At 70.1% G+C, this 25,005-nt stretch carries 22 protein-coding genes; 14 read left to right on the top strand and 8 right to left on the bottom strand.

The window, feature by feature from the left end:
* Positions 1-253: 253 nt before the first annotated feature.
* The 3 genes from ACFVYE_RS36195 to ACFVYE_RS36185 are packed head-to-tail and all read right to left on the bottom strand — an operon-like array spanning position 254 to position 3,191.
* Positions 254-934, bottom strand: coding sequence for a hypothetical protein (locus ACFVYE_RS36195; protein WP_389608277.1), 681 nt, complete (start codon positions 932-934; stop codon positions 254-256).
* A 24-nt stretch (positions 935-958) separates the two neighbouring features.
* Positions 959-1,114 (bottom strand): hypothetical protein, encoded by a 156-nt coding sequence (locus ACFVYE_RS36190; RefSeq protein WP_389608276.1) that lies wholly within the window; start codon positions 1,112-1,114, stop codon positions 959-961.
* Positions 1,104-3,191: a SpoIIE family protein phosphatase gene (locus tag ACFVYE_RS36185; RefSeq protein WP_383972659.1), complete on the bottom strand. Its 2,088-nt coding sequence runs from the start codon at positions 3,189-3,191 to the stop codon at positions 1,104-1,106. The genes ACFVYE_RS36190 and ACFVYE_RS36185 overlap by 11 nt, the downstream gene beginning before the upstream one ends.
* A 354-nt stretch (positions 3,192-3,545) precedes the next feature.
* Here ACFVYE_RS36185 and ACFVYE_RS36180 point away from each other — a divergent pair, with 354 nt between their 5' ends.
* Positions 3,546-4,823, top strand: a complete 1,278-nt coding sequence (locus ACFVYE_RS36180; RefSeq protein WP_389608275.1) for a streptophobe family protein — start codon at positions 3,546-3,548, stop codon at positions 4,821-4,823.
* A gap of 94 nt (positions 4,824-4,917) precedes the next feature.
* Here ACFVYE_RS36180 and ACFVYE_RS36175 read toward each other — a convergent pair whose 3' ends face one another.
* Positions 4,918-7,275 carry an FHA domain-containing protein gene (locus ACFVYE_RS36175; protein ID WP_383972662.1) on the bottom strand — a complete coding sequence of 786 codons (2,358 nt, stop codon included), beginning with the start codon at positions 7,273-7,275 and terminating at the stop codon, positions 4,918-4,920.
* Between the two features lie 224 nt (positions 7,276-7,499).
* On the opposite strand from ACFVYE_RS36175, the gene ACFVYE_RS36170 reads away from it, so the two are divergent.
* Positions 7,500-9,173 carry a PHP domain-containing protein gene (locus ACFVYE_RS36170; protein WP_389608274.1) on the top strand — a complete coding sequence of 558 codons (1,674 nt, stop codon included), beginning with the start codon at positions 7,500-7,502 and terminating at the stop codon, positions 9,171-9,173.
* A 43-nt stretch (positions 9,174-9,216) separates the two neighbouring features.
* Here the strand turns inward: ACFVYE_RS36170 and pgm are convergent, their stop codons facing one another.
* Complete coding sequence (gene pgm / locus ACFVYE_RS36165; protein ID WP_383972666.1) at positions 9,217-10,857, bottom strand: phosphoglucomutase (alpha-D-glucose-1,6-bisphosphate-dependent); 1,641 nt, start codon at positions 10,855-10,857, stop codon at positions 9,217-9,219.
* Between the two features lie 242 nt (positions 10,858-11,099).
* Here pgm and ACFVYE_RS36160 point away from each other — a divergent pair, with 242 nt between their 5' ends.
* The 7 genes from ACFVYE_RS36160 (at position 11,100) to ACFVYE_RS36130 (ending at position 17,737) form a co-directional block, all read left to right on the top strand.
* Positions 11,100-11,582, top strand: a complete 483-nt coding sequence (locus ACFVYE_RS36160) for a GNAT family N-acetyltransferase (protein ID WP_383972668.1) — start codon at positions 11,100-11,102, stop codon at positions 11,580-11,582.
* Positions 11,583-11,762: 180 nt separating this feature from the next.
* On the top strand, positions 11,763-11,930 hold the full coding sequence (locus tag ACFVYE_RS36155; RefSeq protein ID WP_383972670.1) for a hypothetical protein: 168 nt from the start codon (positions 11,763-11,765) through the stop codon (positions 11,928-11,930).
* Between the two features lie 226 nt (positions 11,931-12,156).
* Positions 12,157-13,569, top strand: a complete 1,413-nt coding sequence (locus ACFVYE_RS36150) for an extracellular solute-binding protein (RefSeq protein WP_389608273.1) — start codon at positions 12,157-12,159, stop codon at positions 13,567-13,569.
* 87 nt (positions 13,570-13,656) lie between these two features.
* On the top strand, positions 13,657-14,619 hold the full coding sequence (locus ACFVYE_RS36145; RefSeq protein ID WP_383972674.1) for a carbohydrate ABC transporter permease: 963 nt from the start codon (positions 13,657-13,659) through the stop codon (positions 14,617-14,619).
* A gap of 11 nt (positions 14,620-14,630) precedes the next feature.
* Positions 14,631-15,581, top strand: coding sequence for a carbohydrate ABC transporter permease (locus ACFVYE_RS36140; RefSeq protein WP_383972676.1), 951 nt, complete (start codon positions 14,631-14,633; stop codon positions 15,579-15,581).
* A 119-nt stretch (positions 15,582-15,700) separates the two neighbouring features.
* Entirely contained in the window at positions 15,701-17,326 is a 1,626-nt protein-coding gene (locus tag ACFVYE_RS36135) for a glycoside hydrolase family 13 protein (protein WP_383972678.1), read from the top strand.
* A gap of 93 nt (positions 17,327-17,419) precedes the next feature.
* Positions 17,420-17,737 (top strand): cupin, encoded by a 318-nt coding sequence (locus tag ACFVYE_RS36130; protein WP_383972679.1) that lies wholly within the window; start codon positions 17,420-17,422, stop codon positions 17,735-17,737.
* Here ACFVYE_RS36130 and ACFVYE_RS36125 read toward each other — a convergent pair.
* The gene (locus ACFVYE_RS36125) at positions 17,727-18,992 is read right to left on the bottom strand and encodes an MFS transporter (protein ID WP_383972681.1); all 1,266 of its coding nucleotides are present in this window, start codon (positions 18,990-18,992) and stop codon (positions 17,727-17,729) included. The two genes, ACFVYE_RS36130 and ACFVYE_RS36125, sit on opposite strands and share 11 nt — an antisense overlap.
* Positions 18,993-19,072: 80 nt before the next feature.
* Here ACFVYE_RS36125 and ACFVYE_RS36120 point away from each other — a divergent pair, with 80 nt between their 5' ends.
* On the top strand, positions 19,073-19,948 hold the full coding sequence (locus ACFVYE_RS36120) for a LysR family transcriptional regulator (RefSeq protein ID WP_383972683.1): 876 nt from the start codon (positions 19,073-19,075) through the stop codon (positions 19,946-19,948).
* 86 nt (positions 19,949-20,034) lie between these two features.
* Positions 20,035-20,661, top strand: a complete 627-nt coding sequence (locus tag ACFVYE_RS36115; RefSeq protein WP_383972684.1) for a GNAT family N-acetyltransferase — start codon at positions 20,035-20,037, stop codon at positions 20,659-20,661.
* Positions 20,662-20,700: 39 nt separating this feature from the next.
* On the opposite strand, the gene ACFVYE_RS36110 is transcribed toward ACFVYE_RS36115, so the two are convergent.
* Positions 20,701-21,180 carry a GNAT family N-acetyltransferase gene (locus ACFVYE_RS36110; protein WP_383972686.1) on the bottom strand — a complete coding sequence of 160 codons (480 nt, stop codon included), beginning with the start codon at positions 21,178-21,180 and terminating at the stop codon, positions 20,701-20,703.
* 225 nt (positions 21,181-21,405) lie between these two features.
* On the opposite strand from ACFVYE_RS36110, the gene ACFVYE_RS36105 reads away from it, so the two are divergent.
* Genes ACFVYE_RS36105 through ACFVYE_RS36095 form a run of 3 tightly spaced genes read left to right on the top strand, consistent with a single transcriptional unit; the run spans position 21,406 to position 23,445 of the window.
* The gene (locus ACFVYE_RS36105; RefSeq protein WP_383972688.1) at positions 21,406-22,293 is read left to right on the top strand and encodes an ABC transporter substrate-binding protein; all 888 of its coding nucleotides are present in this window, start codon (positions 21,406-21,408) and stop codon (positions 22,291-22,293) included.
* The gene (locus ACFVYE_RS36100; protein WP_383972690.1) at positions 22,290-22,499 is read left to right on the top strand and encodes a hypothetical protein; all 210 of its coding nucleotides are present in this window, start codon (positions 22,290-22,292) and stop codon (positions 22,497-22,499) included. Before ACFVYE_RS36105 ends, ACFVYE_RS36100 begins: the two co-directional genes overlap by 4 nt.
* Before the next feature lie 13 nt (positions 22,500-22,512).
* Positions 22,513-23,445: a carbohydrate kinase gene (locus ACFVYE_RS36095; protein ID WP_389608272.1), complete on the top strand. Its 933-nt coding sequence runs from the start codon at positions 22,513-22,515 to the stop codon at positions 23,443-23,445.
* 174 nt (positions 23,446-23,619) lie between these two features.
* Here the strand turns inward: ACFVYE_RS36095 and ACFVYE_RS36090 are convergent, their stop codons facing one another.
* Positions 23,620-24,912, bottom strand: a complete 1,293-nt coding sequence (locus tag ACFVYE_RS36090) for a hypothetical protein (protein WP_383969899.1) — start codon at positions 24,910-24,912, stop codon at positions 23,620-23,622.
* Positions 24,913-25,005: the final 93 nt, after the last annotated feature.

Genomic DNA, 25,005 nt, shown 5'->3' with positions numbered 1-25,005 from the left:
GGGTCGCCCCGCCCCCCCCGCGCCCCCCCCCCCCGCCCCGGCACCGCCCCCCCCCCCCCTCCCTGGGGCCCGCCGCGCCAACCCCGCCCGCGGGGCGCCGCACTTGTCAGTGATCGTCGGACCGTCGAGCGGGGCGCTCCGCAGCGCGTCGACCGCCCCGCGGGCGTGTTTGATCGTCGTGTAGTCGACGGCGACGAAATACACCGGACTGCCCCGCTGCTGCTCGCACCGGTGCGCACGGTCGAGCACCCAGTCACGGGCGTTGACCTTGCCCGCGTCGATCCTGCTCCCGCCCGCGACGGTGGGCTGTGCTGGTGGCGCGTCTGGCCACCGGCGTAATGGTGGTCGCCCCGCCGGGTGTCCCAGGTGCCGCCGCCGGCGTGGCACGCAGCTCGGCCGCGGCGGCACGGGTCCGGTCCGAGACCGCCGCCGGGGCCACGGCTGCCAGTGCGGTGGCGACATCGCCCTCCGCCGGCGCGACCGAGACCTCGGGGTGCAGCGCCGCCCGGCTCTTTGCGGGCACCGCCTGCAGCAGCGCATCGGTGGCCTGCGCCGCCTGGCCGGGAGAAAGGGGCAGGGCGGGCAACCCGCTCGGGACCTGCCCGGAGATCAGACTGTCGAGCGTCTGGTCCAGGTCGGCCGAGAACTGTGCGAAGTCCGGCTCGGGCTTCTGCTGGAGCGAGGCCACCAGGTCACCGAAGTAGATCTGGGAGAGATCGGCGAGGTTGTTCACCACCGGCGTGATGTCCACCGTCAGCCGCAGGGTGTTCTGGTCGCCGCGGAGATACCCGACGACGCTGTCGATCTGCCGGTGGGTCATTTCCCGGACGGTCTCCGGCTCCAGCACGACCTCGATGTCGGAGGTCACCACCGCCTCCGGGACCGGCAGCCGCGCGAGGAGATTCCTGGTGACGCCCGATGCCCGGGGATCCACGAGCACCTGGTCGAAGAGCCGGTCTTAGGCCCCTTCGTCGTCGAGTACCGACTGGTAGAACGACGGGGACACCACGGTGCTGCGCGCCGTCGCGGCCACCGCCATCACCAGTGTGCACACGGCCGCCACGAGGAAGGAGGCCGTGCGCAGCGGGTGCCGCCCGCCGAGGTCAGGACTCATCCGCCACGGACGGGATCTCCTGCTCGGTCCACAGGGCCTTGCCGTCGTTGCTGTACCGGGTGCCCCAGTGGGTGGCGAGCTGGGAGACGATGAACAGTCCGCGTCCGCCCTCGTCGACGGTGCGCGCATGGCGCAGATGCGGTGACACCCGACTGCTGTCGTGCACCTCGCAGGTGAGCGAGCGGTCCAGGATCAGCCGCAGTTGCAGCGGAGGGGTGCCGTAGCGGACGGCGTTGGTGATCAGCTCGCTCACGATGAGTTCGGTCGCCTCGGTCGTCTCCTCGTCGAGGTTCCAGCCGTCGAGCCGGTCGCGCACGAGCGTACGGGCGATGGCGGGCGTGGTCCGGTCGTGGGCCAGCTCCCAGGTCGCGACCCGTTCGGCCGGGACGACGCCGGTACGTGCGAGGAGAAGGGCGGCGCCCTCGGGACAGTCCTCGGCCGGAAGGGTGTAGACGACCTCGTCGCACAGGTCCTGCAGACTCCGGCCGGGCTGCGCGAGCGCCTCCCGTACCCGGTTCGTGGACCCGTGGCCGGTCAGGAGGGTGCCGGTGAAGAATGCCAGAACGCTGCCTTCGTCGAGCTCGAAGGCGGCGGTGGCGAACGGCGAACTGTCGGTGGAGAAGAGCGGGGGCCCTTCGGGTACGTCCAGGGCGGTCGTGGTGCCGTCGGGCGTGACGAGGACCGGCGCCGGGTGCCCCGCCCGTGCGATTGTGCAGGCACGGGAGAACGGGTCGTAGACCGCGTACATGCAGGTTGCCCTGAGCGATTCCCGGCGCAGCCGGTCGCCGGGCGGAAGGGATGCCCGTTCGACGGCCAGGCGGCCGGCGGTGTCGCTCAGCCGGGCAAGCACTTCGTCCGGCTCCAGGTCGAGACCGGCCAGCGCGTGGATGACGGTCCGCAACTGCCCCATGGTGATGGCCGCCTGCAGGCCGGGACCCTCGACATTGCCGATGATCAGAGCGGTGCGCGCGCCGGAGAGACTGATGGTGTCGAACCAGCAGCCGCTGTTGTGCCCGGGCAGCAGGACGTGTGCCGTCTCCACGGCGATCCGGTCACCGTCGTGCTGGGGGAGGAGCCGGCGCTGGACCGTCGACGCGATCACATGGTCGTGCTCGTAGCGCCGTGCGTTGTCGACGCTCAGCGCGACATGAGCGGCTGCGGTCAGAGCGAGCGGGATGTCGTTCTCCTCATAGGGCTCCGTCCCCCGGCACCGGTAGAGACTCACAAGACCGAGGACCGTGCCGTGCAGCTTCAACGGGACCACGATCAAGGACTGAGCCCGGGTCGCTTCGATCACCCGGGCGCTGTCGGGGTCCGCGTCCAGCCATGGTGTCCGGGGACCGATCTGGACGAGACGGGGCCGGAGATCCAATGCGGCCAGAGCGTAGGGGGTACGGGCGGGCAGCCTGCGCATCTCTCCGACCAGGCCGTCCCGGTGACCGTCGGGGCCGACGCCTCGGACCGCCGCGCGGCGCAGTGGGACATCGTGCCCCAGGGGTCCGGTCGGCGGATCCGAACCGCGCAGTACCTCATCCACCACCTCGACCACGGCGAAGTCGGCGAACACCGGAACGACGGCCTCGACGAGCCCCTCGCAGGTGGCTGCCACATCGAGTGACCTGCCCACCTGCGTGCGCACCGCGGCGAGACACGCTGCCCGGGTGCGTGCCTTCTCCTGCTCGTTGACATCGACGACCGTGACCAGCAGCCCGAGGGCGTGACCGTCCGCATCGTCCAGACGGTAGACGGACACCTTGAGGCTGCGACTGGGGCCGGGGGCGTCCTGGAGGCGGCCGCGGATCACGTGGTCGTGCGAGGCCACGCCGGTGTCCAGCACTTCGCGCAGTATCCGCTCCGCTTTGTCCGGCCGTTCGAGGTGGTACGCGTCGGTGAAGTGACGCCCTGCGAGGGGCTCGGCGGGGACGACGTCGGAAAGGGGGTTCGCCCGGACCACCCGCAACTGCGTGTCCAGAACATGCAGGCCCACTGCGGACTGGGCGAACAGGGTGTGGAGGACCGCCGCCCCCATACCGTCGCCCGGAGTCGACGCGGGGTCCTGTGCACCGGCGTCCGACACGGATTCACCCCCATCAGGCTCCGCCCACCTCGCGAATCGGTGGGTAGGGACAAGCGTCGACGCCCCCTCCGCGCTTCGCCACCGCTCAGTGGCAGACGGATTAACCGCTCCGGGATCACGGAAGATCGACGGCCCACGCCGCTCCGCATCCCCTCCTGGGCGCCCGCCGGCCGACGGGGTGCCGCCGGAGGCCGGCCGGGCGGGCGTCGCCACGGACTCGGACGCCGGCGGTGGGGGCGGCGCTCCGGTGGACGGGGGCACCGGAGCCTGCGGCGAGCTCGCGAGGCCCGCAAGCCGACGCCGACCGGCTCTCCCAAGGGGCGGAGTGCCCGGCGCCGTGCCTAGCGTGGCCCCGTGAGCGAACAGGGAGCCGGGGACCGGATCGGCAACGCACACAGCGCTGCGCACGGCTGGGGTGACGCCCTCGTCGCGGTGCTCGCCGGGCTGGTGGCCATGGCCGTCACGGCCGCGCTCGGACTCTGGGCGGCCGGCGCGACCGCTCTGCCGGACGGTGCGTTCCCGCGCGTCGTCGCGGCCGTCGTCGTGATGGCGGCGGGCGGCACGGTCGACCTCTCCGGGGACGCCGGGGACCTCGCGAAGACCCACGCGGACCTTTCGCTGCTGCCGCTCTCGGTGACCCTCGCCGGAGCGTTGGTAATTGCCGCGGGCTTCCTGCGTCCGCTGCGTCACCGGGCCGTCGCGGGCACCCGAGAATTGGCGGGCTGGGTCGCCCGGGTGGCAGTGCTCTGGGCGCTGGTGCTCATCGGCCTCTCGCTGCTCGCTCGCCAGACGTTCGCCGTCGCGGTCGGGGGCCCGACCGGCACAGTCATCAGCGACGTGTTCGACGCATCCCCCGAGGTCGGATTCCGGGCCGATGTCCTCCTCACCCTGGTCCTCGGCCTGATCTGGCTGGCAGGGGTTCTCGTCCTCGCTCTCCTCGTATCGCGGGCGGCGCCGCTCCCCGCCCGGCTGGTGCGCTTCCAGGAGTCGGTGCGCCCGGCCGCGTACGCCATGGTGGTGCTGCTGCTCGTGTACGTCGGACTGGGACTGGTCGTCGGGCTCGTCGTCGCGGTGACCCGCGGTCACCCGGCCGAGACGTTCGCCGTGATTCTCCTGGGGCTGCCGAACCTTGTGTGGCTCGCCTTCACGCTGGGCCTCGGGGCGTCGTGGGAGGGACAGGTGGACGGCCCGTTCGGGCTGCCCGTGCCGCATGTGCTCGACTCCGTACTCCGTACCCCCGACGTCTCCACCCTCGACGTCACCACTCTGGCCGATGCCGACGCGCGGTCCTGGTGGCTGGTGGTCGTCGCCGCGGTCCTGACCCTGTCCGCCGCGCTCCTCATGACGATTCGCTCGCCCGCTCGGATGCCGCCCTGGCAGCACGCCGTGCACATGGCGGTGGGGCTCGTACTCACCGTGCTGACGATCTGCCTGACTGTCCCCGTCTCCGCGCACTACGGACTGTCACTGCTGGGCCTCGGGGAGGTCGACGGCGGCCTCGGCGGGCAGGTCACCCTGCGCCCGCACATGGGCGGCGCACTTGCTCTGGCCGCACTCTGGGGGCTGGTCACCGGGTTCCTCGGCGGCCTGCTCGGCTCCCGGGTCATCCGGCGCGGCGAAATGGCCGGCTGACCACCGCGCCCACCGCCGGAGCCCGGGGAACACCAGCACCGCGGCCGCCCGGGCGGTGGCTCGGTCTCCGGGGGCCGTGCGTCACCTGCTTCCGCTACTTCTTCCGCATAATGGCGGGTTCATGCCTGCGCAGCAGCCGCAAGACCACCAGTCCGAAGACGACCGACAGCACCACCAGCATCCCCATGTTCAGCAGCCACACGGCTGCGGAGTGCTCGAACAGCGGATCCGCGCTCACCTTTCCCGGCACGATCCTGCCGAGCCCGATGGTCCCGCCCATCGCCGCGAGCGCCCACCGGGACGGCACCAGCCATGCCAGCTGCTCCAGCCCGGGCACCCCGTGCAGTTTCAGCAGCGCACCACAGAAGACGACCTGGACGATGGCGAGGAGCACCAGCAGCGGCATGGTGACCTCCTCCTTGCGCACCAGCGCCGAGACGACCAGACCGAGCATCATCGCCGAGAACGACAGCAGGGCCACGGCCAGCGTGATCTCGACCAGCGGTGGCAGGAGAACGCCCTTGCCGCCCGGGGCGTTCAGATCGACGCCCACCAGACCGACGAGGGTCAGGACCACGGCCTGCAGCACCGTAATGGTGCCCAGGACAACCACTTTGGACATCAGATACGCCGATCTGGACAGCCCGACAGCCCTCTCCCGCTGGTAGATCGCCCGTTCCTTGACCAGTTCCCGTACGGCGTTGGCGGCGCCGGTCAGCACGCCGCCCACACAGAGGATCAGCAGCGCGTTGATCGCCGTGTCCTGGGTCAGTCGGCTGCCGGCCAGGGCCCGGGTCATCGCGCCCATCACGAACGGCAGAGCGACCATGATGGCCAGGAAGGTCCGGTCGGCGCTCAGCGCGGCGGCATAGCGGCGGACGAGCGTCCGGAGCTGAGCGCCCCCGCTCCGGGTCTTCGGCGGCGGCGCGACCGGGGCGACCTCGGCGTGCGGCAGCCGGGGCTGCGCGGTGGAGTTCGCGATGTACTGCCGGTGGAAGGGGGACGCGCGGTACTCCGCCGACCATTGCCGGTCCCGGTCGTTCTCGAACGCCTCGAACGCCTCCGGCCAGTGCTCGAACCCGAGGAAGGCGAGTGCGTCGTCCGGCGGCCCGTAGAAGGCGGTCTTCCCGCCGGGGGCGAGGACCAGCAGTCGGTCGCAGACATCGAGGCTGAGCACACTGTGCGTGACGACGATGACCGTACGCCCGTCGTCGGCGAGCCCCCGGAGCATATGCATGACCGAGCGGTCCATGCCGGGGTCGAGGCCCGAGGTCGGCTCGTCGAGGAAGAGCAGCGACGGCTTCGTCAGCAGCTCCAGCGCAACGCTGACGCGCTTGCGCTGACCGCCGGAGAGGCTGTGAATCGGCTGCTCCGTCCGCTTTTCCAGAGCCAGCTCACGTATCACCTCGGCGACCCGGGCCCGGCGTTCGGACGGGGCGGCGTCGTGCGGGAAGCGGAGCTCGGCGGCGTATCCGAGGGCGCGGCGCACGGTCAGCTGGGAGTGCAGGATGTCGTCCTGCGGGACGAGCCCGATGCGATGGCGCAGCTCGGCGTAGTCGTGGTAGAGGTCGCGGCCGTCGTAGAGGACGTTGCCCTCGTCGGCCGGGCGCAGGCCGGTCAGCGCGTTGAGCAGGGTGGACTTACCGGAGCCGCTCGGACCCACCACGCCGAGCAGACACTTCTCGCCCACCGGGAAGGAGACATGGTCGAGCAGGGTCTTGCTGCCCCGGTCCACGGTGACCGCCAGGTCCTGCACATCGAGCGAGACCTCACCGGTGTCGACGAACTCCTGCAGCACGTCGCCGATCAGAGAGAACTCGGAGTGACCGATGCCGACGATGTCACCCGCGGCGACCGGGGCGCGGCCGACCAGCTGGCCGTTGAGATATGTGCCGTTGTGCGAGCCGAGGTCGACGATCTCGTACGTGCCGTCCGGATGTGCCCGCAGTTCGGCGTGCCGGTGCGAGACGGTCAGGTCGTCGACGACGAGGTCGTTGTCGGGGCTGCGGCCGATGCGTACGTTATGGACGGGCCGCGGTCGCACGGTGGTCGGCTGCCGGAACGTACCGGTGGCCGCGGGCATGGAGACGGCGGACGGGCGGTCGGCCGGATGCAGAGCGGCGGTCGGGGGGCCCTGGCCGACCAGAACTGCGCACGGCCCGTCCGCGGGGTGACCGAACCGGATGACGCTGCCGGGGCCCACGCCCGACTCATGGATGCGCCTGCCCTCCGTGTACGTGCCGTTCGTACTGTCCTCGTCCTCCAGTGACCAGTGGTCGGCCACGGGCCGCAGCACCGCGTGGTGCCACGAAACCCGTTCGTCGTCGATGACGATGTCGCTCAGGGGATCGCGCCCGACGTGGTAATCCCGGCTCGGACTCATCACAGTCGGTCCTGCGTCGGTTTCGAGAACGAGTTCGGGCGCAGTCGGCGCTACAGGCCGTTCTCCCATGCCCAAATTGTAGCGATGCATGCCGTTATATGCCCGGTGTATCGCGCTGAACGGACTCAGCCCAGCAGGTCCGCAGCCGCCGCATCCGGCGCGCCACAGGTGCGACCCCCACCCTTCAGGCCAGGTTCACCCGACATTTCCGGAATCAGGAAACCCTTGTCACGGCGGCGCTGCGATCCGGGCCTCGGGCCGTTGCCGCTCTGCACTAAGGAGAACGTCGCGCCATGTCCCACCCCGTGCCCGAATGGGCCGACCCCCAGGTTCCCGCGGAGTCACTCGACCCGCAGGGTCTCAGCCGCCGAGGACTGATGCGCCGAGCCGGTCTGTTCGGTGCGGCCTTCGCCGCCGCGTCGCTGCCGCTGCCCGCGCTGGCCGACAGCCGGGGAGGGCAGTCCCAGGGACTCGGTCGCGGACACGCCCCTGACCTGGTCTATCTGGTCGGCGATCACCACAACCACTCCGTCTACAGCCATGATGCCAAGTACACCTTCTCCCAGCTGGCCTCGGCAGGACAGAAGTTCGGCCTCGACTGGATGGTCTTCACCGAGCACAGCAACATCGGCCATGCCGAACTCGGCGCCGCTCAGGAGCACCGGGAGATCCTCAGGGCCCGCGCCGACAACGAGCGCATGCTGATCTTCCAGGGCCTGGAGTGGTACATCCCCGGTGCCGAGCACTGCACCGTCTTCTCGCCGCCCGGACGGCATGAAGTCGACCTCCTCACCCGTTTCGAAGAAGCCTTCGACGGCAAGCTGCTCGGCTACACCGCCGGTGCCCCCACACACCCCGACACCCCTCGGAACGAGGCGCACGCGGTCAAGGCCCTCAAGTGGCTGGCCGAACAGCGCCGCACCCGGTACGTCGACGACGTCCTCGTCCTCGCCAACCACCCCATGCGGCTCGGCATCGACTCCCCGCACGAGATGCGAGGCTGGCGCGACGCGGCCCCCGAGATCATGATCGGCATGGAGGGCGCCCCGGGCGCCCAGGCCGGGGCGATCCCGGGCTGGCACCCGGACACCAACATCCGCGGCGAGTACACGAATTCACCCTCCGCCGACTCCTGGCCCGGCTACCCGCGCGAGGCGTACGTCACCTACGGGGGCTTCGACTGGGCGACTGCGACCGTCGGCGGTCTGTGGGACGCGATGCTGGCGGAGGGCAAGCTCTTCACGATCACCTCCAACTCCGACGTCCACCGCGTCGCCCAGGACACCTGGGTCAACGGCGCCTGGCCGCCGGGCCAGAACTTCGACAACACGGGCCATGTCCCCGACCCGTACAACACCACCGAGCCGCAGCCCGGTGGCGACTTCTGGCCGGGCCAGTTCAGCCGTACGCATGTCGGCGTCACCCGGTACGGCTACCGGCACGTGATGGAGGGACTGCGGGCCGGCCGGGTCTGGGTCGACCACGGCCATCTCATCGACGGCATCGACGTCAAGGTGCGCGGCGAGCACGGCAACAGCGCCACACTCGGTGGCCGACTGCGCGCCCGGCGCGGCGAGAAGCTCACCCTCACCGTCACGGTGACGGCCGCCTCCCGCCGCAATCCGTACGGTGTGCTGCCGCGCCTGGAGCACGTCGACGTCATCCGCGGCGCGGTCCGCGGTGCGGCCGCCGACCGCGACGACTGGCACGCCCCGGACACGAGGCTCGCCCACACCGCCGATGTCTCGGGCCGACGCGGCACATACACGCTGCGCATCCCGGTCGGGCGCGCGGACGAGCCGTTCTACCTGCGGCTGCGCGGCAGCGACGGCAAGCGCCACGGAAAGGGATTCCTCGGCGCGTCGATCGACCCGCACGGCCCGCTCCCGCACGAGCCCGGCAAGGGAAACCCATGGCTCGACACCTGGTTCTACACCAACCCGGTCTTCGTGGACATCGTGCGCTGAGCCCGCCGAACGGCCGGGGCCCCCGAGGCGGCCCCGGCCGGACTCAGGCGTCCAGCGCCGCGGAAACCACGGCCTTGGCCTCCTCCTGCACCCGGCCGAGATGGCCGGCGCCCAGGAACGACTCGGCATAGATCTTGTACACGTCCTCGGTGCCCGATGGACGCGCGGCGAACCAGGCGTTCTCGGTGGTCACCTTGATGCCGCCGATCGGTGCGCCGTTGCCGGGCGCCTCCGTCAGCACGGCCGTGACGGGTTCACCGGCCAGGGCGTCGGCCGTGACCTGCTCGGGGGAGAGCCGTGCGAGAACCGCCTTCTGCTCGCGGTCGGCGGGAGCGTCGATCCGGGCGTAGGCCGGCTCGCCGAACCGGCCGGTGAGGGCCGCATAGTGCTCGGACGGGGACTTGCCCGTCACCGCGAGGATCTCGGAGGCGAGCAGCGCCAGGATGATGCCGTCCTTGTCGGTCGTCCACACCGACCCGTCTCGGCGCAGGAAGGACGCCCCGGCCGATTCCTCGCCGCCGAACCCGAGCGATCCGTCGACCAGTCCGTCCACGAACCACTTGAAGCCGACCGGCACCTCGACCAGCTCACGGCCGAGGCCGGCGGCGACCCGGTCGATCATTCCCGAGGAGACCAGCGTCTTGCCGATGCCCGCTGCGGCCGGCCACTGCTCGCGGTGGGCGTACAGGTAGTCGATGGCGACGGCGAGGTAGTGGTTCGGGTTCATCAGCCCGGCGTCGGGTGTGACGATGCCGTGCCGGTCGGCATCGGCGTCGTTCCCGGTCGCGATCTGATAGCGGTCGCGCTGCCCGATCAACGAGGCCATCGCGTACGGCGAGGAGCAGTCCATCCGGATCTTTCCGTCCCAGTCCAGCGTCATGAACCGCCAGGTGGGGTCGGACAGGGGATTGACCACGGTCAGATCGAGCCGGTGCTGTTCGGCGATGCGGCCCCAGTACGCGACCGACGCGCCGCCCAACGGGTCGGCACCGATGCGTACTTCCGCCGAGCGGATCGCGTCCAGGTCGAGCACGGACGGCAGGTCCGCGACGTAGCTGCCGAGGAAGTCGTACGTCCCGGTGGTCGATGCCGCCCGTGCGCGGACGTAGGGCAGCCGTCGTACGTCCTTCATCCCGGCCGCGATGATCTCGTTGGCCCGCTCCTGGATCCAGCCGGTGGCCTCGGAGCCGGCCGGGCCGCCGTTCGGCGGGTTGTACTTGAACCCGCCGTCACCGGGCGGGTTGTGGGACGGAGTGACCACCACACCGTCGGCGAGCTGCGAGGTCCGGCCCCGGTTGTGGGTGAGGATGGCATGCGACACCGCCGGGGTCGGGGTGTAGCCGTCAGCTGGATCGATGAGCACGGTCACGTCATTGGCGGCGAACACCTCGATGGCGGTGATCCGGGCCGGTTCCGACAGCGCATGGGTGTCGGCGCCGAGGAAGAGTGGCCCGTCCGTGCCCTGCAGCGCCCGGTACTCGCTGATGGCCTGACTGGTGGCGGCGATGTGGTCCTCGTTGAACGCGGTGGCCGTGGACGACCCGCGGTGGCCGGAGGTACCGAAGGCCACCCGCTGGCCGGGCTCGGCCGGATCCGGGTGCAGCGTGTAATAGGCGGTGACCAGCCGGGCCACATCGGTGAGATCCTCCGGCCGCGCCGGCTCTCCAGCTCGTTCGTGCAGCATCTGCCCACTCCTCCGTATCGGTCGGTCCTTGCGATCTTCCCTCCCCTATTTTCGCGGGTGGCCTGCGCCGGTCCGCGACTGCCCCGCCGTGGACACGCACCGGCGCGGAGGGGAGGGCCGGCCCGATGAACAGCCCAAATCCTGTGGAGGAGTGGCTCGGCCCGGCATATGTTCGTCCAGGAGGACGAGCAGTTCACCGCCGATGGCGACAAAGGGCGGGTTCTGGACAGGGGAGAGACGAGATGGCATCGAACGAGTCCGCGGCGGCCGACCGTGTCCTGCTGCGCGAGGCAGCCGCCGAGGACGCGGAGCCGCTCACCCGGCTCTTCCTCGCCTCCCGCGCCGCAGCCATGCCGTACCTGCCGAAGGTGCACAGCGACGAGGACACGCTGGCCTGGATGACCCATGTCGTCCTGCCCGGAACAACGGTGTGGATCGCCGAGACCGGGACCGGGGACGTGCTGGGGTTCGCCTCCCTCGACGGAACCGATCTGGAACACCTGTATCTGCGACCCGATGTACGGCGTCGGGGCATCGGCTCGCTGCTCCTGGCCAAGGCGCGCGAGATCGCCCCCGACGAGCTCACTCTGTACGTATTCCAACGCAACACCGACGCCCGGGCGTTCTATGAGCGGTACGGCTTCACCGCGGTCGGGTTCGACGACGGCAGCCGCAACGAGGAGAAGGAACCGGACGTCAGGTACCGGTGGACCGCGAACGGCTGATGGCCCGCCCCGTCCGGGACGAATGCGCGGGTACACCCACGCCACTTGTGCGAGCTGTCCGGATGATCACGCTCAGGGGACTTCGGCAACTACGGCTCATGCGCGTGGCTTCACGCCCCCGGCGCGGACATCTTCTCCGCCGGGCTCGGCGGCGGCTCCGTCACACTCGACTGAACCTCCATGGTCAGTCGGCATATTGGCGGTGTCGCCGCCCTCCACAAGCAGAGGAACCCCTGGCGCCACGCCGAGAACATCGCGTGCCGGCTCGCCGACCGGTCCACCGAGGGCGTCCTGTCCTGCCTGGGCCCGGGTTCGCCGAACCGGCTTCTGAACACCGGCGGATTCTGATCCCGGCCGGCTGACAGCGCACGACGAGCGGGGCCCGCAGCCGCAGGGCCCCGCTTCTTGCTGTCGCACCCTCTGCCATCTGTGCACGCCACATGCATCGTGATGTCAAATATTTACGAAAAGTGCGCGGGATATTGCTCTCCCCTGCATGCAGTGGTTGAGTGTGCCGCGCCCCGGCAGAGTGCCGGCCGAGGGCCTTCCGCGCTCATGCCCGAAGGGGACCACGATGAGAAGTGCTGGGTTCCGCCGTACACGCCGTGCCTCCGCCGTCACCCTCGTCACCGCGCTCGCCCTGACCGCCCTCGCCTCCTGCGGCACGAGCAGCAGCGGGGGCGGCAAGGGGGACGGATCCGAGGGCTCGTCCGATCCGTCGGCCCCGCTCGACCTGAAGGCGAAGGTGACGATCTCGATCGACTGCATGCCGCCGGCCGCCAAGGCCGCGGAACTGCGTGAGTGGAACGAGGACATCAAGACGTTCAAGAAGATGTACCCGAACGTCACGATCAACGGGAAGTCCACCCCCGGCCAGTGCCTGGAGCCGCCGCGCTTCACGGCGATGCTCAAGGCGAAGTCGCAACCCGACGTGTTCTACGCCTACTTCACCGACCTGGAGCAGGTGCTCGACAACAACGGCGCCGAGGACATCTCCGCGTACGTCACCGACAGGACGGTGCCCGCGCTGAAGGACATCCAGCCCCAGGTGGTCGATGTGGCCCGCAAGGACGGCAAGCTCTACGCGCTGCCGACCAGCAACTACACCATGGGTCTGATGATCAACCGGAAGCTGTTCACCGAGGCCGGCCTCGACCCGGACCGGCCACCGGCGACCTGGGACGCGGTCCGGGAGGCCGGTAGGAAGATCGCGGCACTCGGCAAGGGCATCGCGGGCTACGGCGAGTACAGCGCGGGCAACACCGGCGGCTGGCACTTCACCGCAGCCCAGTACTCTCTCGGCGGGGACGTGGTCGACCCCACCGGAAAGAAGGCCGCTTTCAACGACGACACCGGCAAGCAGGTCCTCCAGCAGCTGCACGACATGCGCTGGGAGGACAACAGCATGGGCCAGACCCAGCTGCTGAAGTGGGGCGACCTGCAGAAGCAGATAGCCAGCGACAAGCTCGGTATGTTCCTCGCCGCACCCGACGACATCACGTACATGGTCCAGCAACTCGGTGCCAAGTACGAGAACTTCGGCATGGGCCCGATCCCCGGCGCCGAGGGAACCCTCTTCGGCGGCAACAACTACATGATCAAGAAGGGCAGTTCGCCCAACCAGATCAAGGCCGCCATCGCCTGGCTCAACTTCAAGAACCTCACCCAGGGCAAGGGCCAGTTCGACTGGGCACGCACCAAGGCCGACCAGCTGCCCGTCGGACTGCCGCAGCCGAACTTCTTCCTGGGCACAACCAAGACGAAGGACGACGCACAGCGGGTCGCCAACGCCACGATGCCGGTCGAGAACTTCAAGGCCTTCATGGACAACCCGGTCACCGGCAAGGCCGAGCCGCCGAAGGCCCAGGAGATCTACAAGATCCTCGACAACGCCATGTCGGGGGTCCTCACCAACAGACACGCCGACGTCGACAAACTGCTCTCCACCGCCGAACAGCAGGTCAATCAGGTTCTCGCGAACCAGTGACGGACGCGCGGGGCCCGGGGCGCACCGCCCCGGCCCGGCATCCGGCCGTCCGTCTGCGCTTCAGCACACCGGCACCGAGGAGACATCATGTCGGCCCCCACCCTGTCCACCAGCAAGGCGACCGGGCCACGCCGTGGACACCAGGGCCCCGCCCGTACGGACTCTGCCCGCCAGGAGTTCCGGCGAGTACTGCGCCGCAATATCTCCGCGCACGGCTTTCTGATCGGAGCTGTGCTCTGCTTCTCGTTCTTCTCCTGGTACCCGATGGTCCGGGAGTTCATCCTGGCCTTCCAGAAGAACGAGGACGGACGGACCACCTGGGCCGGCTGGTCCAACCTCAGCCACGTCTTCAACGACCCGGCCTTCTGGCAGGCCTGGCGCAACACCCTGCTCTTCACCGGGCTCGCGCTCCTGCTGGGCTTCGCCCTGCCGTTCGTCGTCGCCGTCGTCCTCAATGAATTCCGGCACGGACAGGGCTACTTGCGACTTCTGGTCTATCTGCCGGTGATGCTGCCCCCGGTCGCCTCAGTACTCCTCTTCAAGTACTTCTACGACCCCGGCTACGGGCTTTTCAACCGCGTCCTGGAACTCCTCCACCTCCCGGCCCAGCAATGGCTCCAGTCCACCGACACCGCCATGCTCTCGGTCGTCATCGCAGCCACCTGGATGAACATGGGCGGCGCCACCCTGATCTATCTCGCCGCCCTCCAAGGCATCCCGGGCGAACTGTACGAAGCGGCCGAGCTCGACGGCGCCGGGCTGCTGCGCAAGGTCTGGCACGTCACCGTCCCGCAGACCCGGCTCATCCTCTCGCTGCTCCTGCTGATGCAGATCATCGCGACGATGCAGGTCTTCACCGAGCCCTTCCTGCTCACCAACGGCGCAGGCCCCGAGGGCTCCACCACCACCGTCGTCTACCTCATCTATCAGTACGCCTTCAACTTCAACAACTACGGCAGTGCGGCGGCACTCGGCCTCGTCCTGCTCGTCGTCCTCGCGGGCTTCTCCGCGGTGTACGTACGACTGAGCCGCAGCAGCGAAGACCAGTAGGGGGCCCGACCATGGCACCGAACACCCTTGTCTCCCGACGGCGCCTTCCCGGACAGCGCAGGGCCGGGCGGCGCGCCGCCGACCCGGGACGCCAACGGACCCTGATCTCACCGGCCCAGCTCGCCAGGCCCCGGGGCAAGGCCGTCTACTGGATCGTCTTCGCCCTGGTGATCATCCTGTTCACCGTGGCCTTCCTGGGACCGCTCTACTGGATGGTCACCGGCGGACTCAAGGCCACCCAGGAAGCCGTACAGAGCCCGCCCACCGCCTTCCCCACCTCCGTCCACACCGAGAACTACTCCCGGGCCTGGGCCGTGATGGACCTGTCCAGACTTCTCTTCAACACCCTCTACTACGCGTTCGGCGCGCTCGCCTTCCAGCTGCTCTTCGACGTCGCCGCCGCCTACTCGCTGTCCAGACTCCGCCCGGTGTTCGGCAAGGCCATCCTCGGCATGATGCTGGCCACCCTGATGATCCCGGCCACCGTCCTCGTCGTACCTCAGTACCTCACGGTCCTCGACGTGCCCATCGTGCAGCGCAATCTGCTCAACTCACCGTGGGTCATCTGGCTGCCGTCCGTCACCAACGCCTTCAACATCTTCCTGCTGAAGCGGTTCTTCGACTCGATACCGGGCGAACTCCTGGACGCCGCCGCCATCGACGGAGCCACGCCACTGCGCACCCTGCGCTCGGTGGTCCTGCCGATCTCCCGGCCGATCCTCGGCGTCGTCTCCATCTTCGCGATCGTCGGTGTGTGGAAGGACTTCCTCTGGCCGATGCTCACCCTGCCCGATCCGGGCAAACAGACCCTCAACGTGGGCATCTACTCGCTGGCGAGCGGAGTGCCCGAGAACGTACTCATCGCCGCGCTCACCATCGCCTCCGTCCCGACGCTCCTCATCTTCCTGCTCTTCCAGCGCAACATCATGAGCGGTCTCACCGCAGGCGGCCTCAAGGGTTAGCTCCTGCCGTCGAACTGCCGTCACCCCCCCCGCAGCACTCCGCCGTCGGCTCTCTCCCATCCAGCGCCCCGCTGTCCGGGGCCGGCGGCGGAGTCCCACCTGCCCGAAAGGAACGCCACGTGGCAGCCAGCCTTCCGTCCGAGGCCACCGCGAACTGGTGGCGCGACGCCGCCATCTACCAGATCTATGTACGCAGCTTCGCCGATGGCGACGGTGACGGAACCGGCGATCTGGCGGGAGTACGGGCCAAGCTGCCCCACCTCGTCGAACTGGGCGTGGACGCGATCTGGTTCACCCCCTGGTATCTGTCGCCCCTCGCCGACGGCGGATACGACGTGGCCGACTACCGCACCATCGACCCCGCATTCGGCAGTCTCGCCGAGGCCGAGAAGCTGATCACGGAGGCCCGCGAACTGGGCATCCGCACGATCGTCGACGTCGTCCCCAACCATGTCTCCGACCAGCACGCATGGTTCCGTGCGGCCCTCGCCGCCGGACCCGGCAGCCCCGAGCGGGAACTCTTCCACTTCCGGACCGGACGCGGCACGGACGGCGAGCTCCCGCCCAACGACTGGGTCTCCGAGTTCGGCGGCGTCCCGTGGACCCGGCTGGAGGACGGCGAGTGGTACCTGCACCTGTTCGCCACCCAGCAGCCCGACCTCAACTGGGCACACCCGGCCGTCCGCCAGGAACACGAGGACGTGCTCCGCTTCTGGTTCGAGCGGGGCGTGTCGGGTGTACGGATCGACTCGGCGGCCCTGCTCGTCAAGGACCCCGCACTGCCCGACTTCGTCAAGGGCCGCGACCCCCACCCGTTCACCGACCGCGACGAACTCCACGACATCTACCGCTCCTGGCGGGCCATCGCCGACGAGTACGGGGCGGTCTTCGTCGGCGAGGTCTGGCTCCCGGACAGCGAGCGCTTCGCCCGCTATCTGCGCCCCGACGAACTGCATACCGCCTTCAACTTCAACTTCCTGGCCTGCCCCTGGGACGCCGGGCCGCTGCGCACCGCGATCGACGACACGATCGCCGAGCACGCTTCGGTCGGCGCCCCCGCCACCTGGGTCCTGTGCAACCACGATGTGACCCGGACCGTCACCAGGTACGGCCGCGAGGACACCGGATTCGACTTCGGGGCCAAGTCCTTCGGCACACCGACGGACCTGGCACTCGGCACCCGGCGGGCCCGCGCCGCGGCCCTGCTGTCACTGGCCCTGCCCGGTGCGGCCTACCTCTACCAGGGCGAGGAACTGGGTCTTCCGGAGGTGGATATTCCGCGTGACCGGATCCAGGACCCCATGCACTTCCGCTCGGGCGGCACCGACCCGGGACGCGACGGGTGCCGGGTGCCGCTGCCGTGGTCGGCGCAGGCACCGTACGCCGGCTTCGGCTCCACCACGGAGCCGTGGCTTCCGCAGCCGGCCGACTGGTCCTCGTACGCTGCCGACCGGCAGAGCGCCGATCCGCAGTCGATGCTCAGCCTCTACCGCCGAGCCCTGCGGCTGCGCCGGACCGAACCGGGCTTCCGGGTGGCGGCGGATTCCGGTGCGCAGCACCTGACCTGGCTGCCCTCGGCACCAGGGGTGCTCGCCTTCACCCGGACCGGCGGACTGATCTGTGTCGCCAATCTGGGGGCGGAACCCGCCGAGCTGCCCGGACACACGGACATCCTTCTCACCAGCGGCCCGCTGGACGAGGAGGGGAGGCTCCCGCAGGACACGACGGCCTGGCTGCGGAACTGACCGCGGGGGGAGCCGGCGGGGGCGACCGGGAATTCCGTGCGGTGGGCCTCCGGCAGGATCGCGGGGGGACGAGGGCTGCGGCACAGTGGGCATATGGACGATCTGAATGCCCTCGCCGACGAGCATCTGGCCGCGGCCCGCGCCTCAGCACACGGCCGCAGCGCCCACCGCCTGCTGCATGAGGAACCCCTGCGCCAGACCGTCATCGCCCTCACCTCCGGCTCCGCCCTCGACGAGCACAACGCACCCGCCGCGGCCTCCCTCCAGGTGCTCCGCGGCAGAGTACGCCTCACGGCGCCCTCCGGTGATGTGGAACTGAGCGCCGGAGGACTCCATCCGATCCCGCAGGAGCGGCACGGGCTGCTGGCGCTGGAGGACGCCGTGGTGCTGCTGACTACCGTCAACGAGTGACGGCGACGGATCCGGGACGTGCGGCGGAGGCCATCCGGACGCGCTCCAGGACCCACAGCACGAGGCTTCCGGCGGCCAGCGAACCGCCCAGGATGCAGATGCCGCTCCAGCCCGCCCGCGCCCAGACCACCGAAGCGAGTGCGGCCCCGGCCGCCCCGCCCATGAAGAAGAGCGTCATGAATCCGGAGTTGATCCGGTTGCGGGCCTCCGGGCGGAGCGCGTAGATCACATTCTGTGCGCTGTTGAGCCCCGCCTGCTGAGCGACGTTCAGCGAGATCACCCCGACCGCCAGCCACAGCAGGGAGGACTCGCCGGCCAGCAGCGGCAGCCAGGAGAGCGTGAGGAGCGCGGCCGCCGTTCCCGACACCGCCTGTACCCGGCCGCGGTCGCTCAACCGGGCCGCGAAGTTCATGCCCACCACACCGATGACGCCCACCAGACCGAAGAGTCCGATGGCGGCCGCGTTCCAGCGGAAAGGGGGCCGGGTCAGCAGAAACGTCAGCGCGGTCAGCTGCACGCTGTACGAGGCCATGGAGAACGCACCGATGGCCGCCCGCCAGCGGAGCAGAGGCTCCTGCCGCAGCAGGGACAGTGTGGAGCGCAGAAGTCCGGTGTACGACATCGGGGCCGCGTCGCGTTGCCGGGGCAGCCGGGGGAGCCGGTTGTGCAGAAGTATCGCCATGACGGCCATGAGCAGCGCGTTGACCCAGTACGCGGTCCGCCAGCCGCCGAGTTCGGACAGCGCGCCGGAGGCCATCCGCCCGAACAGCCCGCCGAGCAGGACACCGGACATGACGACGCCGACGATCCTGCCGCGTTCGGCCGGAGCCGCGAGCGTAGCCGCGAACGGCACCACGACCTGCGCGCCGACGGAGGTCAGCGCGGTGAGCAGGGTCCCGGCGATCAGCAGGGGGCCGGTGGGGGCGGCGGCCGTGGCCAGGAGGAAGAATGCGGTCAGCGCGAACAGGCTCACGGCGAGTCGCCGGCGTTCCATGACGTCCCCGAGGGGAACGAGCAGGATCAGGCCCAGCGCGTAACCGGCCTGGGCGGCGGTCACGATCAGCCCCGCCGCGGTGACACCGATGTGCAGATTCACCTCGATGATGTCGAGCAGCGGCTGTGCGAAGTAGTTGCCGGCGGCCGAGAGTCCGGCAGCGAGGGCCATGAGCAGGACCAGGCCGCGCCCGAGCGTGGGCGAATCGGGGAGAGTGCGCGGGACGGTCCGGCTTCGGGTCCCGTGTGTGGAATGAGCCATGTCCCTCAGCGTCGGGGATCCACCATCCATGAGTCCAACACATGTTTTTCATTTCATCGATCGTGGTTCACGATGGATGGATGGAACTTCAGCAGATGCGGTACGTCGTCGCGGTGGCCGAACTGGGGAACTTCACCCGTGCCGCGAAGAGGTGTCTGGTCGTCCAGTCCGCGTTGAGTCATCAGATCGCGCGGCTGGAGAAGGAGCTTGGGGCCCGGCTCTTCGACCGCACCAGCCGTCAGGTGCGGCTCACCGCGGCGGGCGAGGCGTTCCTGCCGGAGGCCAGGCAGGCGCTGGACGCGGCGGAACGGGCCCGTGCCGAAGTGGCTGCCACGGCGGGGGAGGTCCGCGGGCGCCTGGCGGTCGGAGCCATCCCGACCGTCGCCGCGGTCGATATCCCGGCGGCGTTGCGGGCGTTCCACCTCCGCTACCCGAAGGTGCACATCGTCCTGCGGGACGGGGCGAGCAAGGACCTGGTCCAGGAGGTGCGGGACGGCGCGCTCGACGTGGCGTTCCTGGGTGTGCTGCCGAGCTACCGGCCGAAGGGCGTGAGCGATCACGAACTCGCCACGGGCGAACTGGTCGCCGTCGTGGCCCCCACCCACTCCCTGGCCGGTGAGGCGGAAGTGGGTCTGGAACGGCTGGCGAAGGAGATGTTCGTCGACTACCCCGACGGCACCGCGGCCCGGGCACAGTCGGAGGAGGCGTTCGCGGCGATGGGGCTCACCCGCGAGGTGGCCTTCGAGGTCAGCGGCACCGACTTCATCGTTCGGCTGGTCCGCAGCGGGCTCGGCATCGCCATGCTGCCGGCCGCCTTCGCGGCGGAACTGACCGGCGTACATGTGCTGCCCGTCCGCGACGCGCCCGCCCGCACGGAGCGGCTGGTCTGGAGCCGTTTCCGCCCCACTCCGGCCGCTGCGGCGTTCCTGACCGGACTCGGTGTCGACGCCGGCTGAACGGCTCGACACGGAACACGGCCGTGTTTAGAAGAACTTCTCCCCGATACTTGTGGGAGCGCTCCCAGACTCGGCAGGATGAGGCAATGACCCAGCCTGCCGGCCCACGGGCCTACCACCCCGACGACCGTGCGGCCCTGGCGGACATCTGCGTCCGGACGGCCGACAACGGCGGCGACTCCCGGCACCTGTATCCGGACCGGACGCTGATGCCGTCGATCTTCGCCGCGCCGTACGCCTGCCTCGAACCCGATCTGGCCTTCGTGATCGACGACGGTACGGGCCAAGCGGTCGGCTACATCCTGGGTACCGCGAACACGGCGCAGTTCGTCGAAGCGTTCCGCGAGAAGTGGCTGCCGTTGGTCGAGAAGCGCTTCCCGGTGCTCGACGGCCCGCCGCGTACCCCCAGCGAGGAGATGATCGCCCTCCTGCACGACCCGGAGCGGATGATCCTTCCCGAACTGGCAGCCCATCCGGCGCACTTGCACATCGATCTGCTGCCCGCATGGCAGCGGAAGGGGTACGGCACAGCGCTGATGCGTACGTTCCTGGCTGCGCTGCGGGCCAAGGGAGTCGACGCCGTACATCTGTCCATGCTCACGTCCAACACTCCGGCCAGGGCCTTCTACGACCGTCTCGGCTTCGGCGAGATCCGGGTGACGGACCCCGGACCCGTCACCTACCTTGGGCGCACCACCGAAGCGGGCCTGTAGCGGTCCGTCGGCATCGGCGGGACTACGCCCGGCACCCACTCACACGATGCGCTCCATGCAAACCAACTCGTCCCGTGCGTCCCACGGTTCACTGGTCTCGAAGCCGAGCCGTTCGTACAGGGCGATGGCGCCCGTGCGCCACTGCCATACGGAGAGCCGAACCGTGCCGACTCCGCTCGGTTCGGCGTGCGCCGGCGCGGCGCTCATCAGACGGGAGGCGATGCCGCGTCCCCGGAACTCCGGATCGGTCCACAGCCGCTTGATCTCCGACCGCCCCTCGACGGCGGCGGTGACCACGACACGGCCCACAGGGGTGTCACCGTTCAGCGCCGGCAGTACGACATCGTCGTGGCACGCCGCCCGGTACCGGGCGGGCAGTTCGGCCGCGTCGGCGACGGCCTCGCCCTTCTCGGTCCGGGTCCGCAGATGGTAGGCCGGCAGCAGCCGGGCCGGCCCGTTCTCGGTGGCACCGCGCCGGCCCGGCCGGCGGACGACGACAGTGTCGGATCGACCGGTCACGGCATCAGCACCACACGCACGCGCTGACAAGCCGCTGGGAGGTCCTCGACCGGGGCGGGATCCCTGCCGGGGGCGCCGGCCCCGGCCACCCGCGGGCGTCTTCGCGTCATCTGTACCGGACAGGCCATGGGAGGGGGTGTCGCGGGGATTCGCTGGGCAGGTACTGGTGTACGACCCGGAAAACGGGGCGAAGCGACCGGTGTCGAGGGACGTGTGACGTGTGACGTGAGGGAGCAGACCGTGTGGCAGTTCTCCGACGATCGTGGACAGTTGTCGACCGCCGGGCGGTGCCCGACGCGGGTGCTCGCCTATGTCCAGGCCGGTGCGACCCTGTGGGACCACGGGATACGCCCGAGCGCAATATTCGGCTCCGATCACGATGACCAAGCCGTGCCGGACGCGGCGAAGACCGGATCGCTGTCGCTGACCGACGTCGGCTATCTCGGCGCGGGCAGCACCCTGGACGTGGACACCCTGCTGAGTGGTGAGCCGGACCTCGTCGTGGCCGTCAGCTACGGCGGCGGTCATGTCTACGGGCTCGCCCCGGAGACCGCCAAACATCTGGAGGAGCACGTCCCGGTCGTCGTCATCGACGTGGGCCAGGCGCGCACCCTCGCGGAGATCGGTGACCGGTTCGCGCGGCTGGCACGCTCACTCGGCGCCGAGGAACCGACGACGGCGACACAGGAGCTGGAGGCTGCCCGGGACCGGCTGCGCACGCTCACCGCCGGACCGGACCGGCCCAGGGTGGTCGCCCTTTCCCCGGCCGGGCAGGACCGGACGCACCTCGCCCGCCCCCGCATGTGGCCCGAGCTGCGTGTGCTGGCCGAGCTCGGTGTCGACCTGGTGGCACCGGCCGAGGGGCCCGGCGCGAACTGGTCCACGGTCGGCTGGGCGGACGCCGCGGCGTTGCGCCCCGCCATCGTGCTAGCCGACATCCGGGCCAACGCCACACCCCTGCACGAGCTCCGGACGAACGAGGAGTGGTCGGCGATCGAGCGTGCCGCCCGGGTGCTGCCCTGGAATCCGGAGCCGGTCTGCAGTCCACAGGCCCATGCACGGTTCCTGGTACTCGTGTCCGACGCGCTGGAGGTCGCCGCCCGTCGGCTTTGACGTACGCGCGCCGAAGTGCCCCTGCTGCTGCGCACCGGGGTGACTCCTGCGCTGCGGAACGGGCCCGGGGCGGACGGATCGAGGCGTTCATCGACGGCCGTCCGGTCATCGATGTGACGGACACCCGCTATGCAGGCGGCAGGATCGGGCTCAATGTGTTCGGAGGCCGCACCGCCTACCAGGGCACCTTCGTCACCGCACTCTAGGAGACCCCAGCTCATGCTCGACAGACTCGACCTGCTGGTCATCGGCGAATGCGTCGCCGACATCGTCCGGCTGCCGGGTGCGGCCGACCAGGTCCACCCGGGAGGCAGCCCGGCCAACGTCGCGTACGGTCTGGCCCGGCTCGGGCACGGCGCAACCCTGCTCACCCAGCTCGGCCCGGACGACAACGGGCGGCTGATCAGGGACCATCTGACCGGCGCCGGGGTCGAGATCCGCACGGACGGTGCCACGGAAGTCACCCCGTCCGCCGCCGTGACCCTGGACGACGACGGCCAGGCCGCGTACACCTTCGAGATCACCTGGACGCTCCACCCGGTCTCCCTGGACCGGGCTCCGCACCACGTCCACACCGGATCCATCGCGACAGTGATGGAACCCGGAGCGACCACCGTCCTCGCCGCCGTCGAGTCGCTTCGGACGTCCGCGACCGTCAGCTACGACCCCAACGTGCGGCCCGAGCTGATGGGGGACCACGAAGCGGCTGTCCGCAAGGTCGAGCGCTGCGTCGCGCTCAGCGATGTCGTCAAGGCCAGCGACGAGGACCTGCGATGGCTGTATCCGGGCCAGGAGCCGCAGCGGGTCGCCGAGCGGTGGCTCGCCACCGGCCCGGCCGTCGTCCTCGTCACCCGGGGAGGCGACGGTGCCCTGGCCGTCCTTCCCGACGGGCAGGTGACGGTCGACGCGCTGCCCGCCGACGTGGTCGACACGGTGGGTGCGGGCGACGCCTTCATGTCCGGAACCCTGCACGCCCTCGCCTCGCAGGGGCTGCTCGGTGCGGACGGCCGTGAACGGCTGCGCTCGCTGGACCGGGACACCGTGACCGAGATCCTGCGCCACGCGGTGGCCAGTGCCGCCGTGACCGTCGCACGGGCCGGCGCCAATCCGCCCGACGAGACGGAGCTGAAGACGGCACTCGCCCGCGGCTGAACACGACGGTGCCACCGGCCCCTCGTGGGAAAGGTGGCACCGTCGTGCCGGCGGCGCGGCATCAGCCGGCCGGGACGGCCCGGAGGGCACCGAGTCCACGGTGCTGCCGGTCCTCGGCCGTCACCCGTGCCACCGGCCGTGAAGGTTCGGCAGGAACCACTCATCACCGGTTCATTACCCGGGCGCCGCCAGATGCGGCGTGCTGTCGTCGTCGAGGAACTCGATGACCGCGAGCGCGAACAGCGCGCACAGCGTGATCCACACGGTGACCAGGCCCGTCGGCCGGTCCCACGCCACCAGGACCGCGGCGGCCACCACAACCACCGTCCAGTTCAGCCAGAGCCTGGCGCGGTGCACCCACCTGCCGACCGGGCCGCCGGTGACACCGGCCGCGTCCCGTACGGCACCGATGCCGCCGCTCCACATGGCGCTGACCCGGGTCGCGGCACGGCCGTCACCGGTGAGCCAGGCGGCGAGGGCCACCACGATACCGAGCGTGACCACCAGCCGGACCAAGGCGCGTACGGGGCCGGCCAGGGCGTCGAAGACGGAACCGGCGGCCGGCTGCGACACCTCGGACGGGAGACTGTCGAGATAGAAGGCACGGCCCACCCACACGGCCAGCCCGAGCACCGCGGCACCCGCCGCGATCACCAGCGCCGCCGTGACCAGTGCGCGACGGTGGCGTACCGCGAGAAGCACCCCGCCCGCGGCAAGGACCAGAGTGACCAACGGCAGCCAGAAACCGATGATCTGGAGGGCCCGGAACCACTTCTTGGCCTTGCCGACCGAGTCGGAGGTGAGCACCGTGAAGTCGGTGTGGATGTCGGGGATCTTCGCGGCGATCGTCAGCCCCCGGCCGACGAGGATCTGCTTCACCCGGTCGATCACCGGTGCCAGGTCGATGGTGACGGTGTCGTTGGTGAGTTTCACCGCCCCGCCGCCGCTCCCGGACAGCGCCTTCATCGTCGCGGACTGGGCGGTCCGGTTGAGGTCGGTCCAGATGGTCTCGAAGGCATCGCTGGCGACGAACTTCTCCACGGTCCCGTGCACGAAGTCCGAAACCCCCGTGGTCAGGGGGCCGCTCAGTCTCGAGAGCGCCTTGTCGACAACCGGCCGGTCCGCCGGGGCGACGTCGGCCAGCAGCGCCTTCACATCGAGGTGCTTCATGACGGCGCCGGTCACGCGATCGGTCACCGCGGACTGCACATCGGGGTCGGAGGCGAGCGGCGCCATCATCGCCACATAGTTGTCCGTGTCGCCGATCTCGTTCTTCGCCCAGGTGGACACGATGCTCAGCGGCGTGAGGACGGCCGCGACGAGAATGAGCAGCACGGCGAAGAACGAACGGGCCCGCAGCCGGTGCCGTGCCGGGGCACGGGCCTCCAGCACCGCCACCCTGGCGCGCAGCGCCTCCAGTTCCGCGCGCGCTTCCGGGGACTGAGACTGGTTACCGTCCGCTTCCATGTCCCAAGGGGATGCCCTGCCGGTGCCCACAGCGCGGCGGACTGCTGCGGACGGGTGAACGCGTTCACCGGGCGCGCGGCGAGGTTCGGCCCA

This window comes from Streptomyces sp. NPDC058239 (genome assembly GCF_042882185.1).
Classification (GTDB): Bacteria; Actinomycetota; Actinomycetes; order Streptomycetales; family Streptomycetaceae; genus Streptomyces.
The sequence above is the reverse complement of the archived record's forward strand: the minus strand, read 5'-3'. Positions and strand labels throughout refer to the sequence as shown.

Excerpts from the sequence above, each read along its gene's own strand:
- ACFVYE_RS36150 (WP_389608273.1), top strand. The coding sequence starts at position 12,157 with ATGAGAAGTGCTGGGTTCCGCCGTACACGCCGTGCCTCCGCCGTCACC.
- ACFVYE_RS36140 (WP_383972676.1), top strand. The coding sequence starts at position 14,631 with ATGGCACCGAACACCCTTGTCTCCCGACGGCGCCTTCCCGGACAGCGC.
- ACFVYE_RS36175 (WP_383972662.1), bottom strand. The coding sequence starts at position 7,275 with ATGGGAGAACGGCCTGTAGCGCCGACTGCGCCCGAACTCGTTCTCGAA.
- ACFVYE_RS36190 (WP_389608276.1), bottom strand. The coding sequence starts at position 1,114 with ATGAGTCCTGACCTCGGCGGGCGGCACCCGCTGCGCACGGCCTCCTTC.
- pgm (WP_383972666.1), bottom strand. The coding sequence starts at position 10,857 with ATGCTGCACGAACGAGCTGGAGAGCCGGCGCGGCCGGAGGATCTCACC.
- ACFVYE_RS36130 (WP_383972679.1), top strand. The coding sequence starts at position 17,420 with ATGGACGATCTGAATGCCCTCGCCGACGAGCATCTGGCCGCGGCCCGC.
- ACFVYE_RS36115 (WP_383972684.1), top strand. The coding sequence starts at position 20,035 with ATGACCCAGCCTGCCGGCCCACGGGCCTACCACCCCGACGACCGTGCG.
- ACFVYE_RS36120 (WP_383972683.1), top strand. The coding sequence starts at position 19,073 with ATGGAACTTCAGCAGATGCGGTACGTCGTCGCGGTGGCCGAACTGGGG.
- ACFVYE_RS36125 (WP_383972681.1), bottom strand. The coding sequence starts at position 18,992 with ATGGCTCATTCCACACACGGGACCCGAAGCCGGACCGTCCCGCGCACT.
- ACFVYE_RS36090 (WP_383969899.1), bottom strand. The coding sequence starts at position 24,912 with ATGGAAGCGGACGGTAACCAGTCTCAGTCCCCGGAAGCGCGCGCGGAA.
- ACFVYE_RS36155 (WP_383972670.1), top strand. The coding sequence starts at position 11,763 with ATGGTCAGTCGGCATATTGGCGGTGTCGCCGCCCTCCACAAGCAGAGG.
- ACFVYE_RS36095 (WP_389608272.1), top strand. The coding sequence starts at position 22,513 with ATGCTCGACAGACTCGACCTGCTGGTCATCGGCGAATGCGTCGCCGAC.
- ACFVYE_RS36160 (WP_383972668.1), top strand. The coding sequence starts at position 11,100 with ATGGCATCGAACGAGTCCGCGGCGGCCGACCGTGTCCTGCTGCGCGAG.
- ACFVYE_RS36145 (WP_383972674.1), top strand. The coding sequence starts at position 13,657 with ATGTCGGCCCCCACCCTGTCCACCAGCAAGGCGACCGGGCCACGCCGT.
- ACFVYE_RS36170 (WP_389608274.1), top strand. The coding sequence starts at position 7,500 with ATGTCCCACCCCGTGCCCGAATGGGCCGACCCCCAGGTTCCCGCGGAG.